Source organism: Hydrocarboniphaga sp. FW305-C-57 (genome assembly GCF_058783045.1).
This window is the reverse complement of record NZ_JBYSYG010000009.1, coordinates 1-16,817: the sequence shown is the minus strand read 5'-3', so window position 1 is coordinate 16,817 and position 16,817 is coordinate 1. Positions and strand designations below refer to the sequence as shown.

The 16,817-nt window shown below is 65.8% G+C and carries 16 protein-coding genes; 12 read left to right on the top strand and 4 right to left on the bottom strand.

Features of this window, described 5'->3' with window-relative positions:
• Positions 1-17: 17 nt before the first annotated feature.
• The gene (locus AC3WUM_RS17440) at positions 18-1,466 is read right to left on the bottom strand and encodes a cryptochrome/photolyase family protein (RefSeq protein ID WP_492411744.1); all 1,449 of its coding nucleotides are present in this window, start codon (positions 1,464-1,466) and stop codon (positions 18-20) included.
• A gap of 159 nt (positions 1,467-1,625) precedes the next feature.
• Between AC3WUM_RS17440 and AC3WUM_RS17435 the strand changes: the two genes are divergently transcribed.
• From AC3WUM_RS17435 to AC3WUM_RS17385, 11 genes are all read left to right on the top strand, one after another.
• On the top strand, positions 1,626-2,555 hold the full coding sequence (locus tag AC3WUM_RS17435; RefSeq protein ID WP_492411742.1) for an ABC transporter ATP-binding protein: 930 nt from the start codon (positions 1,626-1,628) through the stop codon (positions 2,553-2,555).
• Positions 2,552-3,319, top strand: coding sequence for an ABC transporter permease (locus tag AC3WUM_RS17430; RefSeq protein ID WP_492411741.1), 768 nt, complete (start codon positions 2,552-2,554; stop codon positions 3,317-3,319). Before AC3WUM_RS17435 ends, AC3WUM_RS17430 begins: the two co-directional genes overlap by 4 nt.
• A gap of 35 nt (positions 3,320-3,354) precedes the next feature.
• Positions 3,355-3,573: a BolA family protein gene (locus tag AC3WUM_RS17425; RefSeq protein WP_492411739.1), complete on the top strand. Its 219-nt coding sequence runs from the start codon at positions 3,355-3,357 to the stop codon at positions 3,571-3,573.
• 50 nt (positions 3,574-3,623) lie between these two features.
• Positions 3,624-4,892: a UDP-N-acetylglucosamine 1-carboxyvinyltransferase gene (murA, locus tag AC3WUM_RS17420; RefSeq protein WP_492411737.1), complete on the top strand. Its 1,269-nt coding sequence runs from the start codon at positions 3,624-3,626 to the stop codon at positions 4,890-4,892.
• Between the two features lie 27 nt (positions 4,893-4,919).
• Entirely contained in the window at positions 4,920-5,762 is an 843-nt protein-coding gene (locus tag AC3WUM_RS17415; protein WP_492411736.1) for an NYN domain-containing protein, read from the top strand.
• Between the two features lie 11 nt (positions 5,763-5,773).
• Positions 5,774-6,061, top strand: a complete 288-nt coding sequence (locus AC3WUM_RS17410) for an Rdx family protein (RefSeq protein WP_492411735.1) — start codon at positions 5,774-5,776, stop codon at positions 6,059-6,061.
• Positions 6,062-6,207: 146 nt separating this feature from the next.
• Positions 6,208-6,699 (top strand): rhodanese-like domain-containing protein, encoded by a 492-nt coding sequence (locus AC3WUM_RS17405; protein ID WP_492411733.1) that lies wholly within the window; start codon positions 6,208-6,210, stop codon positions 6,697-6,699.
• Between the two features lie 115 nt (positions 6,700-6,814).
• Positions 6,815-7,762, top strand: coding sequence for a serine O-acetyltransferase EpsC (epsC, locus tag AC3WUM_RS17400; RefSeq protein ID WP_492411732.1), 948 nt, complete (start codon positions 6,815-6,817; stop codon positions 7,760-7,762).
• Positions 7,759-8,037, top strand: a complete 279-nt coding sequence (locus AC3WUM_RS17395; protein ID WP_492411731.1) for a helix-turn-helix domain-containing protein — start codon at positions 7,759-7,761, stop codon at positions 8,035-8,037. Before epsC ends, AC3WUM_RS17395 begins: the two co-directional genes overlap by 4 nt.
• Positions 8,038-8,113: 76 nt before the next feature.
• Positions 8,114-9,037: a family 2A encapsulin nanocompartment shell protein gene (locus AC3WUM_RS17390; protein WP_492411730.1), complete on the top strand. Its 924-nt coding sequence runs from the start codon at positions 8,114-8,116 to the stop codon at positions 9,035-9,037.
• Positions 9,037-10,989, top strand: coding sequence for a family 2A encapsulin nanocompartment cargo protein cysteine desulfurase (locus AC3WUM_RS17385; RefSeq protein WP_492411729.1), 1,953 nt, complete (start codon positions 9,037-9,039; stop codon positions 10,987-10,989). The genes AC3WUM_RS17390 and AC3WUM_RS17385 overlap by 1 nt, the downstream gene beginning before the upstream one ends.
• An 86-nt stretch (positions 10,990-11,075) precedes the next feature.
• On the opposite strand, the gene AC3WUM_RS17380 is transcribed toward AC3WUM_RS17385, so the two are convergent.
• Positions 11,076-11,417, bottom strand: a complete 342-nt coding sequence (locus AC3WUM_RS17380; protein WP_492411727.1) for a termination factor Rho — start codon at positions 11,415-11,417, stop codon at positions 11,076-11,078.
• Between the two features lie 202 nt (positions 11,418-11,619).
• On the opposite strand from AC3WUM_RS17380, the gene AC3WUM_RS17375 reads away from it, so the two are divergent.
• Entirely contained in the window at positions 11,620-13,794 is a 2,175-nt protein-coding gene (locus AC3WUM_RS17375) for a TonB-dependent siderophore receptor (RefSeq protein WP_492411726.1), read from the top strand.
• Here AC3WUM_RS17375 and eutC read toward each other — a convergent pair.
• Both eutC and AC3WUM_RS17365 read right to left on the bottom strand, forming a co-directional pair.
• Complete coding sequence (gene eutC, locus AC3WUM_RS17370; RefSeq protein ID WP_492411725.1) at positions 13,782-14,582, bottom strand: ethanolamine ammonia-lyase subunit EutC; 801 nt, start codon at positions 14,580-14,582, stop codon at positions 13,782-13,784. The two genes, AC3WUM_RS17375 and eutC, sit on opposite strands and share 13 nt — an antisense overlap.
• Positions 14,579-15,973, bottom strand: a complete 1,395-nt coding sequence (locus AC3WUM_RS17365) for an ethanolamine ammonia-lyase subunit EutB (protein ID WP_492411724.1) — start codon at positions 15,971-15,973, stop codon at positions 14,579-14,581. The genes eutC and AC3WUM_RS17365 overlap by 4 nt, the downstream gene beginning before the upstream one ends.
• Positions 15,974-16,817: the final 844 nt, after the last annotated feature.

Genomic DNA, 16,817 nt, shown 5'->3' with positions numbered 1-16,817 from the left:
GAGTTTATCCGAGACGTTCAGCCCTTGATGCGCGCGAAGGCTTCGAGCGCCCGCGCCCGCGATTCACCGAGATCGACCGCGGGTCGCGGATACTGCTGGCCGAGCGTGAGCCCATGCTGGCGCAGCAGCCCGGAGTCGGCCATCCACGGCGCGTGCAGGAGCTTGTCGGGCAGCTTGCCGATCTCGGGCACCCAGTGCCGCAGGTAGCGGCCCTCCGGATCGAACTTCTGGCTCTGCGTGACAGGGTTGAAGATGCGGAAATACGGCGCCGCATCGGCACCGCAACCGGCCACCCACTGCCAGCCGAGCGTGTTGTTGGCCAGATCCGCGTCGACCAGCGTGTCCCAGAACCAGCGCTCGCCTTCCTGCCACGGAATCAGCAGGTTCTTGACCAGGTAGCTCGCCACGATCATGCGCACGCGGTTGTGCATCCAGCCGGTGGTCCAGAGCTGGCGCATGCCGGCGTCGACGATCGGCACGCCGGTCTGCCCGCGCTGCCAGCGGCGCAGGTCGTCCGCGTAGTCCTTGCGGTTGCGCCAGACGAAGCCGGCAAAGCGCTCGTTCATCGGCTGCTCGGGCGTCTTCGGGAAGTGGTAGAGCACGTGGTGCGCGAACTCGCGCCAGTACAGCTCGCGCTCGTAGACCTCGGCCCCTCCGTGCAGGCCGGCCTGGCTTGCGCTCGCGAGTTCGCGCTGCACGCGGGCCAGGGCCTGCACGGGCGTGATCTCGCCGAAATGCAGGTGCGGGGACAGCAACGAAGTCAGCACCTGGTCGGGGCGGTCGCGGCCGGCGGCGTAGCCGCTCATGGCCTCGCGGCAGAAGCGGTCGATGCGCGCGTGCGCCGCGTCTTCTCCGGGTGTCCAGGTTCGGGCGATGCCGCCGTCCCAGGCGATTCTGGGCAGCAGCCCGAGAGAAGCCAGGTCCTCGCTCGCGATGCCGGCCGGCATCGGAATGGCACGCGGCGTCGGCAGCGGCCGGCGCGGCAAGCCGAGCGCCCTGGCCGAGCGCGAGAACGGCGTATAGACGCGGTACGGCCCACCCGAGCCGGTCTTGAGCGCCCAGGGCTCGACGAGCAGGTTCGCCGCGAACGCGCGGGCTTCGAGGCCGTCTTCGATCAAGGCCTCGCCGACGCGGCGATCGGATTTCACCCAGGCCGGCTCGTAGCGCCGGTTCCAGAACACGCCCTCGGCTCCGGTTTGCTCGACCAGCTTGCGCAGCGCGTCCAGAGGATCGCCGCGGCGGATCACCAGCCGTGCGCCGAACCCGCGCAGCTGCGCATCGAGCGCGGCGAGCGAATGATGCAGCCACCAGCGGCTCGCGGCGCCGGGCGTCCAGGCGCCTTCGAGCGCATCGGGCGGCAGGATGTAGACCGGAACGATGCGCTCCGCGTGATCGAGCGCATGGGCGAGCGCCGGGTTGTCGGCCAGGCGCAGGTCACGGCGAAACCAGACCAAAGCTGTCTTCATTCGGAGAGGGGCGTCTCGTGGGCTCAGTCGATTACGGTAACGGGTTCACATCGGTTGCGGCCTGCGAGGCTAGCAGCGCCCGGCTGAACCGCCTCGACGCCTCCTCCGTTCCCGCGGCTCCCGGCTTCACCGCCAGCGCGTGCGTATAATTTCGCCCTCATGACTACTCCTTCTCCGAACGCCATCGATATCGTCGGCGTTCGCAAATCCTATGGCCGGCTCGAGGCGCTCAAGGGCGTCGGCTTCTCGATCGCGCGCGGCGAGTTCTTCGGCCTGCTGGGCCCCAACGGGGCCGGCAAGTCCACGCTGATCAACACCATCGCCGGCCTCGTCGCCCAGGACGCCGGACACATCGCGGTGCTCGGCCACGACACCGTCAAGGACTTCCGCGCCGCCCGGCGCAAGCTCGGCGTGGTACCGCAGGAGCTCGTGTTCGACCCGTTCTTCAAGGTCGTCGACATGCTGCGCATCCAGGCCGGCTATTACGGCGCCGGCAAGGAAGTCTGGCCGTGGATCGACGAGATGCTCGAGCGCCTCGACCTCGCCTCCAAGCGCAACTCGCCGATGCGCGCGCTGTCGGGCGGCATGAAGCGCCGCGTGCTGATCGCGCAGGCCCTGGTCCACAAGCCGCCCGTGGTGATCCTCGACGAGCCCACGGCCGGCGTCGACGTGGAGCTGCGGCGCACGCTCTGGAGCTTCATGTCCGATCTGCACCGCCAGGGTCAGACCGTCGTGCTGACCACGCACTACCTCGAAGAGGCGCAGGAAATGTGCTCGCGCATCGCGATTCTCGACAAGGGCGAGATCAAGGCGCTCGAATCGACGCGCCAGCTGCTGCGCCGCCATCCGTTCCGCTTCCTGAGGCTCAAGCTCGCCGGTGATGCACAGCTGCCGGAGGCGCTCAAGCCGCTCGTTTCGAGCGAGAGCGAGGGCGTGATCGAACTCAAGCTCGACACCTCGCGGCACCCGATCGGCGGCGTGTTCGACACGCTGCGCAACGCCGGCGTCGCGATCGAGGACGTGCACACGCGCGAACCCGACCTCGAAGACATCTTCGTCGAACTCACCAAGCGGGAGTCGGTGGCATGAGTCCCGATCAGCTCGGCTTCTACACGCTGCTCAAGAAAGAGGTCATGCGCTTCTGGTCGGTGCTCGGCCAGACCGTGACCGCGCCGGTCATCACCGCCCTGCTCTACCTGCTGGTGTTCGCGCAAGCGCTCGAAGGCCGCGCCTCGGCCTACGCGGGCGTGAGCTACACCGAGTTCCTGGTGCCGGGCCTCATCATGATGACGGTGCTGCAGAACGCCTTCGCCAATACCTCGTCGAGCCTCACGCAGTCCAAGGTCAACGGCAACATCGTGTTCGTGCAGATGGCGCCGATCGGGCCGCTCGAATGGTTCGGCGCCTACGTGATCGCGGCGATGGTGCGCGCCGGGCTCGTCGCATCGGTGATGCTCGTCGTCACCTTTCCGTTCGTGAAGCTGCTGCCGCAGCAGCCGCTGGCCATGCTCGCGATCTTCGCGCTGGCGAGCGCGAGCCTGGCGACGATCGGGCTGATCGCCGGCATCACCTCGCAGAAGTTCGACCAGCTCGCCGCGTTCACCAATTTCTTCATCAACCCGCTGTCCTTCCTGTCGGGCGTGTTCTACTCGGTGCACGCGCTGCCGAAGTTCTGGTATCACGCCTCGCACGCCAACCCGTTCTTCTACATGATCGATGGCTTCCGCTACGGCTTCTTCGGCAAGGCCGACGTTCCGATCTGGCAAAGCCTGGCCTGGACCGGCGGCTTCTTCCTGCTGACTTCGGCGGTCTGTTTGTGGATGCTGGTGACCGGCTACAAGATGCGGCGGTGAAGGCGTGAGGTGGAAAGCATGCATTTGAGATCGACATGACGAAAGACGAGATTCGCAACCTGATTGAAGCGGGACTGCCGGGCGCACAGGTACGCGTCATCGGCGACGACGGCCAGCACTTCGAGGCCGAAGTGGTTTTCGAGGGCTTCGCCGGCAAGCTGCCGCTCGCGCAGCACCGCATGGTCTACGCGACGCTCGGTGACAGGATGGGCCGCGAGATTCACGCCCTCCAGCTCAGGACGCGCGCTGCCTGATGATCTTCATCACGCCCAACCCTTCAGGCCTCGGGCCTCACGAGCACTAAGTGGACAAATTCATCATCGAAGGCAACGGCCCGCTGCGCGGCGAGATCGTCGCGTCGGGCGCCAAGAACGCGGCGCTGCCGATCCTCTGCGCCGGCCTGCTGTCGGACGAGCCGCTGACGGTCACCAACGTGCCCAAGCTCTGGGACATCGGCACCACGCGCAAGCTGCTCACGCAGATGGGCGTGACGATGGAGCAGACCGATTCGCACACCTACGTGATCGACGCCAGTCCGATCACCACCTGCGTGGCTCCCTACGAACTCGTGCGCACGATGCGCGCCTCGATCCTCGTGCTCGGCCCGCTCGTCGCCAAGCGCGGCGAAGCGCACGTGTCACTGCCGGGCGGCTGCGCGATCGGCGCGCGTCCGGTCGATCTGCACCTGATGGGCCTCGAAGCGATGGGCGCCGAGATCACGCTCGAAGGCGGCTTCATCCACGCCAAGTGCAAGAAGCTCCGCGGCGCGCACATCGTCTTCGACACGGTGACCGTCACCGGCACCGAGAACCTCATGATGGCGGCGACGCTCGCCGAGGGTGAAACCATCCTCGAAAACGCGGCGCGCGAACCCGAAGTGGTCGATACCGCCAACTGCCTGCGTGCGATGGGCGCGAAGATCAGCGGCGACGGCACCACCACGATCCGCATCCAGGGCGTCGACAAGCTGCACGCGGCCACGCATCGCGTGCTGCCCGACCGCATCGAGACCGGCACCTACCTGGTCGCCGCCGCGGTCACGCGCGGGCGCGTCCGCGTGACGCGGACCGATCCGTCGATGCTCGACGCGGTGCTCGTGAAACTGCAGCAGGCCGGCGCCAAGGTGCAGACCGGCACCGATTTCATCGACATCGACATGCAGGGCAAGCGTCCCGACGCGGTCAACATCCACACCATGCCGCATCCGGGCTTCCCGACCGACATGCAGGCGCAGATGATGGCGCTCAACTGCGTCGCCGAAGGCGTCGGCACGATCCGCGAAACCATCTTCGAAAACCGCTTCATGCACGCGCAGGAGCTGCTGCGCCTCGGCGCGGACATCCGCATCGAGGGCAATCTGGCGGTCATCACCGGACGCGAGCGCCTGCAGGCCGCGCCGATCATGGCCACCGACCTGCGCGCCTCGGCTTCGCTGGTGCTCGCCGCGCTCGCGGCCGACGGCGAGACCGTCATCGACCGCATCTATCACATGGATCGCGGCTACGAGGACATCGAGGGCAAGTTCCAGGCGCTCGGCGCCAAGATCAAGCGCATCGGCAAGCAGTTCGGATAGCCAGTGCAGCCACGGGAGCGCATCGACATGCAGGCCAGACTCGCAGTGCTGATCGATGCGGACAACGCACGCGCTGACGCCATCGAGCCGATGCTCAAAGAGATCGCCAAGTTCGGCCTGGCCACGGTCAAGCGCATCTACGGCGACTGGACGCAAGCTCAGCTCGGCAGCTGGAAGAAGAAGCTGGCCGAACACGCGATCCAGCCGGTTCAGCAGTTCGGCTACACCACCGGCAAGAACTCGACCGACAGCGCCCTGATCATCGATGCGATGGATCTGCTCTACACGCAGCGCTTCGACGGGTTTTGCCTGGTGTCGTCCGACAGCGATTTCACCAAGCTTGCGGTTCGCCTGCGCGAATCGGGCCTGCAGGTGTACGGCTTCGGCGAGCAGAAGACACCTCGCTCGCTGATCGCCGCCTGCGACAAGTTCATCTACATCGAAAACCTGGAGCCGTCGGCCAAGGCTCAAAAGGCGCCGGCAATAGCCGCCGAGCCGGCAGCGGCAGCAGCGGCGCCAAAACCGGCGAGCCGCAAACGCGCCGCGAAGTCCGCTCCCCCTGCCGCACACCCGACACCGCAGTCCGCCACGACGCCCGCCGCGCCGGCCGCCGAGACCAAGCACGCCATCGATCGCGAGCTCGTCGCCCTGCTGGAAGATGCACTCGAAGCCTGCGTGGACGAGGAATCCGGCAAGGCCCATCTGGGACACATGGGCCAGTGGATCAGCCGCCAGAAGCCCGATTTCGATTCGCGCACCTACGGCAAAAGGCGGCTCAGCGATCTCGTCAAAGCCATCGATAGTTTCACCATCGAAGAACGCGCCACCGCAGATGGCAAGTCCAGCGGCATCTACGTGAGCCGCCGCTAGCGCGGACCTTCATGGAAACCGCCAAGCCGCGCGTGGAGATCGAGTTCTGCATGCAATGCCGCTGGCTGCTGCGCGCCGGCTGGACCGCGCAGGAGCTGCTGACCACCTTCGCCGACGAGCTCGGTGAAGTCGCCCTCAAGCCCGGCAGCGGCGGCGTGTTCCGCGTCACGGTCGACGGCGAGACCATCCACGATCGCAAGCGCGACGGCGGGTTCATGGAGCTGCCCGAGCTCAAGCAGCGTATCCGCGACCGCATCGCGCCGGAGCGCGATCTGGGACACAGCGACCGTAAAAGCTGAGGCCACGCTTGGCGCAGAGGTTTTATAACCGAACGCGATTACGGTATTTGAAGATATTCCTTTTGCATTGGGTGACCACCGCCTAGATTGACTGCTCTCAGGGCTCACCGAGCCTTTCTTCGAGGCGCCAACGCCAGGAGCACGTCATGTCGTTTCACGCAGCCAGCGTACCGTTGGCAGGAATTTCCGATCCGGAGCCTTCCGTGTCGGGCCGTGATGAAGACCGGTTCGAGGCACCCGAACTGCCGCACGGCGGTGGGCTCGACCCTGTGAGCGCCTGGGCGCTCGTTCGTACGGGCCAGGTCACGCTCGTCGACGTGCGTACCACCGAGGAGCGCAAGTTCGTCGGCCACGTTCCGGACAGCGTGCATGTTCCTTGGGCGACCGGCACCGCGCTCACGCGCAACCCGCGCTTTGCGCGCGAACTCGAAGCCAAGCTCGGCAGCAAGGACAGGCCCACGCTGCTGATCTGCCGCAGCGGCAAGCGATCGGCGCAGGCGGTCGAAGCCGCGATCAAGGCCGGTTTCAGCCTCATCGCCAACGTGCTCGAAGGCTTCGAGGGCGATCTCGACGCGCAACAGCAGCGCGGCCACGACAACGGATGGCGTTTCCACGGCTTGCCGTGGAAACAGGATTAGTGACTCACGGCTTGCCGTGGAAACAAGACTAGTGATCCACGGCTTGCCGTGGAAACAGGATAGTGACTCACGGCTTGCCGTGGGTGCAGGACTAAAGCAACGGATCGATCGCCACGTGAGCCTTCCCGATTCCAACCCAGAATCAGAACCCGTTCCGCACTGGGACCTGGCCGCGGTCGTCCAGGACCTCAAGGCCGCTCGCGAGGAGTGGCGGCATCGCCGCCATCGTGAGCGCGACAAGGGAGATCGCGAGTTCCCATCGCCCGATCGCGTGCGCGACCTGCTCGGGCTGTTGCGCGGGGCGTTGTTCCCGCTGCGCCTCGGACCCACGGATCTGCAGCGCGGAGGCGAAGATTTCTACGTCGGCCACGCGCTCGATCGCGCGCTGACCGGGCTCGTCGAAGAAGCCCGCCTGGAGCTCGCAAGCCACGCCGCCGTGGACGAGGCGCGCAAGCTCGCGCAATCGCGCATCAGTGCCTTCGCGCACAGCCTGCCGGAGCTGCGCGCCCTGCTCGACACCGACGTCGAGGCCGCCTTCCAGGGCGATCCGGCGGCGCGCAGCGTCGACGAGGTGCTGCTCTGCTATCCGGGCGTGCATGCGCTGATCCATCACCGCCTCGCGCATCGGCTTTATCAACTCGGCCTGCCGCTGATCGCGCGCATCATCGCCGAGCTCGCGCATTCGGAAACCGGCATCGACATTCATCCGGGCGCGCGCATCGGCCGCTACTGCTTCATCGACCATGGTACCGGCGTGGTCATCGGCGAGACCGCCGAAATCGGCAATCACGTGCGGCTCTACCAGGCCGTCACGCTCGGCGCCAAGCGCTTCGAAGTCGGTGAAGACGGCTCGCTCGCCAAAGGCCAGCCACGGCATCCGATCTTCGAAGACGACGTGGTCATCTATGCCGGCGCGACGGTGCTCGGGCGCATCGTCATCGGCAAGGGATCGAGCATCGGCGGCAACGTCTGGCTCACGCGTTCGGTGCCGCCCAACAGCCAGATCACGCAGGCCCAGTCGCAACATGCCAATCGCGGTCCGAAAGACGGTTACTCCGCATGAAACCCGTGCATCAGCGGCTGGGGCCCATCGTGCGCGAAGCCCGCATCGCGCGAGGCTGGTCGCAGGAGAGGCTCGCGGAAACCGCGGGGCTCGATCGCAGTTATGTCGGCGAGATCGAACGTGGTCGCGTGAGCCCCACGCTGCTCACGCTCGAAAAGCTCGCCACCGCATTGCACCTCTCAGCTTCGGAACTGATCAGCCGTTGCGAACAACTGCGCAGCGCGCCCGACTCCTCGCAGAACTCAGGCTTACCGCTTGCGGGCGATAGTCCGTAGACCATCGGCTTAGCACTGCGCATTCTGTCGTTATTCCCGCAGCGACTAATCCATTCAACAGTCGATTGGAGTCACGATGGTCGATTCAGTCCCGCAGACGCTCGGCGATGCCGGCGCTCGCAAGCTTGCCAATACCACCAAGACGCCGGCGCAACTGCCGATCATCACGCCGCGCTGGCTCACCCACCTGCTGCAGTGGACACCGGTCGAAGCGGGCGTCTATCGCGTCAACCAGGTGCGCAATCCGGCCGACATCCGCACCGCCTGCTCGGTGACCGAGCAGGGCGAGCTGCCGAATTCCTTCGTCGACTACGACCCGCATCCGCCGGAATACGTGCTCAAGCAGGTCGCGACCAAGCTCAACATCGCGACGCGAGTCGCCGACCTGTATTCGAGCCCCTACGATCAGATCAAGGAGCAGCTGCGCCTGATCATCGAAACGATCAAGGAGCGCCAGGAAAGCGAGCTCATCAACAATCCGGAATATGGCCTGCTTGCGCAGGTCGCCGAAGAACAGCGCGTCTATCCGCTGACCGGCGCGCCGACGCCGGACGACATGGACGAGCTGCTGACCAAGGTCTGGAAGGAGCCGGCGTTCTTCCTCGCGCACCCGCTCGCGATCTCCGCGTTCGGCCGCGAGTGCACGCGCCGCGGCGTTCCACCGCCGACCGTGAGCCTGTTCGGCTCGCAGTTCATCACCTGGCGCGGCGTGCCGCTGATTCCGTCTAACAAGCTGCCGATCGACGACGGCAAGTCCAAGATCATCCTGCTGCGTGTCGGCGAAAAGCGTCAGGGCGTCGTCGGACTGTTCCAGCCGGGCCTCGCCGGCGAGCAGACGCCGGGCCTGTCGGTGCGCTTCATGGGCATCGACGACCACGCCGTCGCCTCGTACCTGGTCTCGCTGTACTGCTCGCTCGCGGTGCTCACGCCCGACGCGCTTGCCGTGCTCGAAGACGTCGAGATCGGCAAGTACCACGACTATCCCGACACGTATAAGTAATGGCTGCCGACCAGGACTTCGACGGTCGCGCCAGCTTGCCGGACGACGCGACGCTGAGCCTGCTGGCGTCCGAGCTGTTCCAGACGCCGCCGGGCGCAGCGCAGCAGGCTCCCACCGCGCCGACGCGGCCGGTGCAGCTCGCGCCGCCCGGCAGCCTGCAGGGTGGTGGCGTGTCGCCGCTGTCGCATCTGCCGCCGGTGCCGTACGCGACTTCGTTACCGGCGACCCCGCCGCTCAAGGCCACGCCACAGGCTGCCGCCGAGTTCGCGGCGCCACCGGTCTTGCTGACGCCGCGCATCGCGCCGACGCAGGCGGTTTCGGCCGACCTGCCCGGCGTGCAGAGCACGGTGCTGCCGATGCTGCCGCGTGGCGGCGGTGCGCTCGCCGGCGTACCCGAAGCGCCCGCCGCTGTCGCCGAAACCGCGCCAGCCGCGACGAAGAATCCGCCGGGCAGCCCGTACTATTTCATCAGCGATACGAGCTCCATCGCGGCGCCGGCGCTCGATCTGTCGCAGCTCTCGGCGTTCGCACTGCCAGGCGTGCCGCAGCAGCCTGCGCAGGCCCCTGCCCCGCCTTCGGCTCCGGGCTTGCCGGGCGCGGCGATCTCCAACCCCGGAAGTGGCAACGGATCGGCCGCAAGCGCCTCGCCGTCCGCGCCGAGCTATTACTTCACCGATCTGAGCACGCCACGCGCGAGCCAGCCGCCGGCGGTTCCGCAAGGCCGCGGCGCGTTCGACGTGAACGCGATCCGTCGCGATTTCCCGATCCTGCAAACGCGCGTCAACGGCGGCAAGAATCAGCTTGTCTGGTTCGACAACGCGGCGACGACTCAGAAGCCTCGCGCGGTGATCGAACGCCTCTCGTACTTCTACGAGAACGAGAATTCGAACATCCACCGCGCCGCGCACGAGCTTGCGGCGCGTGCGACCGATGCCTACGAAGGCGCGCGCAAGAAGATCGCCAAGTTCATCGGCGCCTCGCAGCCCGAAGAAATCGTCTTCGTGCGCGGAACGACCGAAGGCATCAACCTGATCGCGCAGACCTACGGCAAGCAGAACCTGCGCGAAGGCGACGAGATCGTGATCTCGCATCTGGAGCATCACGCCAACATCGTGCCCTGGCAGATGCTGTGCGCCGAAAAAGGCGCGAAGCTGCGCGTGATTCCGGTCGACGACAGCGGCCAGGTGCGGCTCGACGAGTTCCAGAAGCTGCTGTCGGATCGCACCAAGATCGTGTCGGTGACGCAGGTTTCGAACGCACTCGGCACCGTTGTTCCGGTCAAGCAGATCATCGACATCGCGCATCGCTACGGTGCTAAGGTCGTCATCGACGGCGCGCAGTCGGTCTCGCACCTGCGCGTCGACGTGCAGCAGCTCGATGCGGATTTCTTCGTGTTCTCGGGCCACAAAATCTTCGGCCCGACCGGCATCGGCGCGGTCTATGGCAAGCGCGACATTCTCGAGCACATGCCGCCGTATCAGGGGGGCGGCAACATGATCGCCGACGTGACCTTCGACAAGACGGTCTACCACGGCGCTCCGACGCGTTTCGAAGCCGGCACCGGCAACATCGCGGATGCGGTGGGACTCGGCGCGGCGCTCGATTACGTCGATCGCATCGGCATCGAGAACATCGCACGCTACGAACACGAGCTGCTCGAATACGGGCAGCAGCAGCTCTGCACGATTCCGGGCCTCTGCCTGATCGGCACCGCGGCCGACAAGACCAGCGTGATGAGCTTCGTGCTCGACGGCTACAGCACACACGAAGTCGGTCAGGCGCTCAGCGAAGAAGGCATCGCCGTGCGCACGGGCCACCACTGCGCGCAGCCGATCCTGCGCCGCTTCGGCCAGGAAACCACGGTGCGTCCGAGCGTAGCGTTCTACAACAGCTTCGATGAGATCGATTCGATGATCGCGGTGCTCCGCAAGCTCAAGGGCAGGCGGCGCTGAGCCTCGTCACTTTTCACTCATTGGAAGCTGCACAACAAAAATCGCCGGCGCTCATACGCCGGCGATTTCGTTTCTGCGCCATTCGACTATTTCGACTTCGCACGGCTGCGTTGAGCTGCCGTCTTGGTCGTCGCACGCCTACGCGTCGTGCTCGATCGCTTGGCGGCCGAGCCCTTGTTCGGCGAACGGCCCTTGCGCGTCGCCGCGGCCCTGCGAGCCGAATCCTTGCGCGCCGCCTTCTTCGCGGTCTTGGTGACCTTGCGACCCGAGCCGCTCTTCTCGCCGCCACCGCTCTGCTTGTTCACCGTGGCCCAGGCTCGCGCCGCGGCTTCCTGCTTCGGCGTGCCGCGCTCTTCGTAGCTCTTCTCGATCCGTTCGGCCTTGTGCTTCTGCTCGGCCGAATAGGCGGACTTGTCTCCTCTAGGCATGACGTTCTCCTGTCTTGCATTGGAGACTGCAGTGTCGACCCTGGCGCTGAGCAGGCCCTGAAACAATGCGGAGACTTTCCGATACGACCCGGATAGTGGCCAAGTGGCGGGAACTTCCGCCGAGCGGCTAAAATGCGCGCACCCACCGACATCATCTCTTGTCCGGCAGGCACTCGACCCCGCCACCGTACAAGGATTTCGCATGTCCGCTGCTTCGCGTCGCAAGCGTCTACGCGCATCGTCTTCGAGCGCCGCTCTTCTGATTCCGCTGTGCTGGCCTCTCGCTTCGCTCGCACAGGAGCCCGAGGCGAGCACGGTCACGCTCGACGCAGTCACGGTCTCCGAGTCGGCCGACAATCCGTCTCCCTATACCGTCGAAGTGACGGCTTCGTCGACGCGCCTGCCGCTGAGCCTGCGCGACACCCCGCAGTCGGTCAGCGTGTTCACCGAGCAGCGCATCCAGGACCAGAACCTGCAATCGCTGCGCGACGTGCTCGACAACACGCCGGGCGTGTATTCGTACGCCTACGACACCGAGCGCGTGGTGTTCACCGCGCGTGGTTTCGTGATCGACAACATCCTCAACGACGGCGTGCCGATGCCGGTGGGGCTCAACGCCGGTTCCGCCGACCCGACGCTCGACACCGCGCTCTACGAGCGCATCGAGATCGTGCGCGGCGCCACGGGCCTGCTGTCCGGCGCCGGCAATCCATCGGCCGCGATCAACCTCGTGCGCAAGCACGCGGATGCGCAGCAGCCCGAAGGCTCGCTGTTGCTGAGCTACGGCTCCTGGGACAACTTCCGCAGCGTCGGCGACATCAGCACGCCGCTGAACCAGGACGGCAGCGTGCGCGCCCGCGTCGTCGCGGTCTACCAGAATCGCGAGTCGTATCAGGACCTCTACGAGAACGAAAAGCAGGTGTTCTACGGCGTCGTCGATGCGGACCTCACGCCCGCGACGCGCCTGAGCCTCGGCTACGACTTCCAGAAGACCTTGCCGCAAGGCAACACCTGGGGTTCGTTCCCGCTGTTCTTCAGCGACGGCACGCGCACCGATTGGTCGCGCTCGGTCACCACCACGGCCGACTGGTCGTTCTGGAACAACAAGACGCAGACGGCCTTCGCCGAACTCAATCACGAATTCGCCAACGGCTGGTCGCTGCGCTCGAGCGTTTCGCGCCGCGAGATCGATGGCGATTCGAACCTGCTCTACCTGTCCGGCTTCCCCGATCGCGAGACCGGCGAAGGCCTGGAAGCCTACGCGTATCGCAGCGACGATCACGGCCGGCAGAACGCGATCGATGTCTATGCGAGCGGGCCGTTCAAGCTGTTCGGACGCCAGCACGAGCTCGTCGTCGGCGCCATGGGCGCCTGGAGGCATCAGGACGCCTACGAACATCAGGTGACGAGCGAACTCGGCAGCACCGGCAATTTCTTCGACTGGGACGGCTCGTATCCGGAGCCCACGTATTCGCCCGATGCCGACTATGCGATGCGCGTGCGTGGCCGCCAGAGCGCCGCGTACACCGCGCTGCGGCTGTCGCTGGCCGATCCGCTCAAGCTCATCGCGGGTGCGCGACTGAGCCAGTGGAAGAGCGACTACTTCTACATCTACAGTGGCCCCGAGCCCTTCGTGCAGGATCACGACAAGCTCACGCCGTACGCGGGCCTGATCTACGACTTTTTGCCGCAGTGGTCGGCTTTCGCGAGCTACACGAAGATCTTCAATCCGCAGAATTATTTCCTGGCCGACAAGCGCATCATCGAGCCGCTCGACGGCTACAGCACCGAAGTCGGCATCAAGGGCTCGCACTTTGCCGGCAAGCTCAACACCGCGTTGACGCTGTTTGATACGCGCCAGGACAACGTTGCGAATCCGACCGGCGAATACATCGACGGCAACCTGAACCTGCCGATCTACGCGTCGGTCGACGGCACGCGCTCGCGCGGCTTCGAACTCGAAGTCAACGGCGAACTCGCGCCGCGCTGGAACCTCAGCGCCGGCTGGTCCTACTTCAAGCTCGAGGACGGCGACGGCAACGGCATCCGCCGCTACGTTCCGCGCACGACGCTGCGCACGTTCACCACGTACACGCTGCCGGGCGACTGGAACAAGCTCACGATCGGTGGCGGCGTGAACTGGCGCTCGAAGAACGAGGTTTCCGTGTACAACCCGAGCTTCGAGCTGGAGCCGGTATCGCAGAAGGGCGTCGCGCTCGCGAACCTCATGGCCCGCTACGACATCACGCCAAGAATCACCGCGCAGCTCAACGCCGACAACCTGTTCGACAAGAAGTACTACGTGATCGACGAGTATGGCAACCTGTACTACGGCCAGCCCGCGAGCGTCGCGGCGAGCCTGAGCTACACCTTCTGAACCGGCTCCCGATCGCCCTCGCCGAGTGCGCGCGACGGATCGAAGCGCAGCGCGACGCCCGATAGCCGCGCGCGCAGGCTCGCGCGGATGTGCGCCGCGATGAGTTGCGCGGCGGCTGCGATCGAAAAGCCTTCGGGCCGGATGTTGGAGATGCAGTTGCGCGCCTCGTCGGTGGTGCCGACTTTCGGCGCGTAGGTGAGGTAGGCCCCGAGGCTGTCGGGTGAAGACAGCCCGGGGCGTTCGCCGATCAGGCTGACCGCAAGTTTCGCTTCGATGTGTTCGCCGACTTCGTCGGCGAGCGCCACGCGCGCCTGCGTCGCGATGACGACCGGCGCGATCGAAAGCCCTGCGAGCAGCGGTTTCAACTGCGCGAGCAGCGCAGGCGCATGGCGCTGCACCGCGATCGAAGACAGACCATCGCCGATCACGAAGACGATGTCGGCTTCGCGCTCCACTTCGGCGAGCTCTGCGAGCGATTGCGCGTGCAGGCGACGCCCCCAATCGGGACGCGCGAGATAAGCCGCGCGATCATCGGCCCGGCTGCGAACCTCGATCACACGCCAGCCCGCATTCTCGAGTTCGCCGCGCAAGGCCGGCACCTCGAGCGGCAGATGCACCGCATCGCGCGCCTGCGCATGGGCGAGGCCGAAAGCGAGCACTTCGCGCGTCGGCAGGCTGCTGCCGCTGCGTCCGATCGCGATGCGCGCGGCGGTATGGCGACGCAGCTCGCTCCAGGGATCGGGCGCCGGCTGGCCGCGGCCGCTAACGAGGTCGGGTGTGTCGCTCATGCGGCCGCCGATGCGAACGCGCTCAACGCGGTCAGTGCCGGAGTCTGGCGCGCATCGCGCAGCCTTCCCTGCTCGTCGACGATCTGCATCTTCGCGAGCCAGGCTTCGAACTCGGGCGCGTGCTTGAGGCCCAGGGCCTCGCGCACGTACAAGGCGTCGTGAAAACTCGTGCTCTGGTAATTAAGCATGATGTCGTCCGCGCCCGGAACGCCCATCACGTAGTTCACGCCGGCCGCACCGAGCAGCAGCAACAGATTGTCCATGTCGTCCTGATCGGCTTCGGCGTGATTGGTGTAGCAGACGTCGACACCCATCGGCAGGCCGAGCAGCTTGCCGCAGAAATGATCCTCGAGCGCGGCGCGAATGATCTGCTTGCCGTCGTAGAGATATTCGGGGCCGATGAAGCCCACCACGGTGTTCACGAGCAGCGGCTGGTACTGCCGCGCGACCGCGTAGGCGCGCGCCTCGCAAGTCTGCTGGTCGACACCGTGATGCGCATCGGCCGACAGCGCGCTGCCCTGCCCGGTTTCGAAGTACATGAGGTTTTCGCCGAGGGTCCCGCGCCCGAGCGAGCGCGCCGCCTCGTGGGCCTCATGCAGCATCGCCAGCGTGATACCGAAGCTCTTGTTCGCCGCCTGCGTGCCGGCGATCGACTGGAACACCAGATCGATCGGCGCACCGGCTTCGATCGCCTCGATCTGCCGCGTCACGTGTGTGAGCACGCAGGACTGCGTCGGAATCTCGAAGCGCGCGATGAGTTCGTCGAGCAGGCGCCAGAGCGCCGCGAGCCTGGCGGGTTCGTCGGACACCGGATTGATGCCGATCACCGCATCGCCGCAACCGTACAGCAGGCCATCGAGGATCGACGCCGCGATGCCCTGCGGATCGTCGGTCGGATGATTCGGCTGCAGACGCACTGCGAGCCGCTGCGGCAATCCGAGCGTATTGCGAAAGCGCGTGACGACACGGCACTTGCGCGCCGCGAGCACCAGATCCTGGTTGCGCATGAGCTTGGACACCGCTGCGACCATCTCGGGCGTGAGGCCTGGCGAAAGCGCCTGCAGCGTGGCCTCGTCGGTCGCATCGGACAGCAGCCAGTCGCGGAACTCACCGACGCTCAGACTCGCGATCGCTGCGAAAGCTTTGGCGTCGTGCGTGTCGACGATCAGGCGCGTGACATCGTCGGTCTCGTAGGCGATCAGCGGTTCTTCGACGAAGCGCTTGAGCGGAACCTCCGCGAGCGCGAGCCTGGCCGCCATGCGCTCCTCGGCGGTCGCGGCCGCGATGCCCGCGAGCAAGTCGCCCGAGCGCAGCGGCGTTGCCTTGGCCATGAGTTCGCGCAGGCTATCGAAGCGGTAGCTGCGGACGCCGATGGTGTGGGCGTAGGACATGCCGGGACTCCAGCAATGATTGGACCAGGGCGGTGTGGTGCGATTCTGCTTTCGGGAGTATGAACCGACGGTTATGCTTTTTCTGGTGAGCCGGCCCAGCCCTTAGAGTTTTGACCTCGCCGGTCGGGCCTTACTTCTCTTTGCTTGTGCAAAGAGAAGTAAGCAAGAGAAAGCACACCCTGGTGACGCACTTTCGCTGCGCGAAAGTCCCCTGCGCTGCTCACGTGCTCGGGGCAGGAGTTTCGACGCGACATCCTGTCGCGACGAAACTCGGCGGACATCCTTGTCCGCCGACCCCTGCGCGCGCTGCGCTGCTCGGTGCGTCACAAGGGATTGAAAAGCGAACAGCAAAAGCAGAAGCAACTGCTTCCTGCAGTCCCCCTCTCCCGCGTGCGGGAGAGGGGGGTCCGTCAGGACCGGGTGAGGGGCTTTTGCTTGGCTTCGATCCACAACAAAAGCCCCTCTCTCCCCTGCTTCTCAGGGACTCTCTCCCGCACGCGGGAGAGAGGACAACACCAAACCAGCGGCGGCGAGGCGCAGCGAGCCAGGAGTAGCTGTTGACGTTCAACCCCTGGCAGCGCCGGCTGGAGCGGCGCGCGCAGTGGGGCTGGCGGCCACGATGGCCGCCAGAGCTTCGTCGCGACAGGATGTCGCGTCGAAGCGACCCCGAGCACGGCGCTCCAGCCGGGGACCCGTTCGTCGGCATAGCCGTCGAACGGGCGCGGACTTCGGGGCCTGCTTTCTTTGGTTACTTTCTTTGCAGGAGCCAGTACTGTCCGGGGAAAGTGGTCTGTCCTGTTTTCAAGTCATTGATTGAATTGTTCTGATGGCTGTTTCGGGGCTG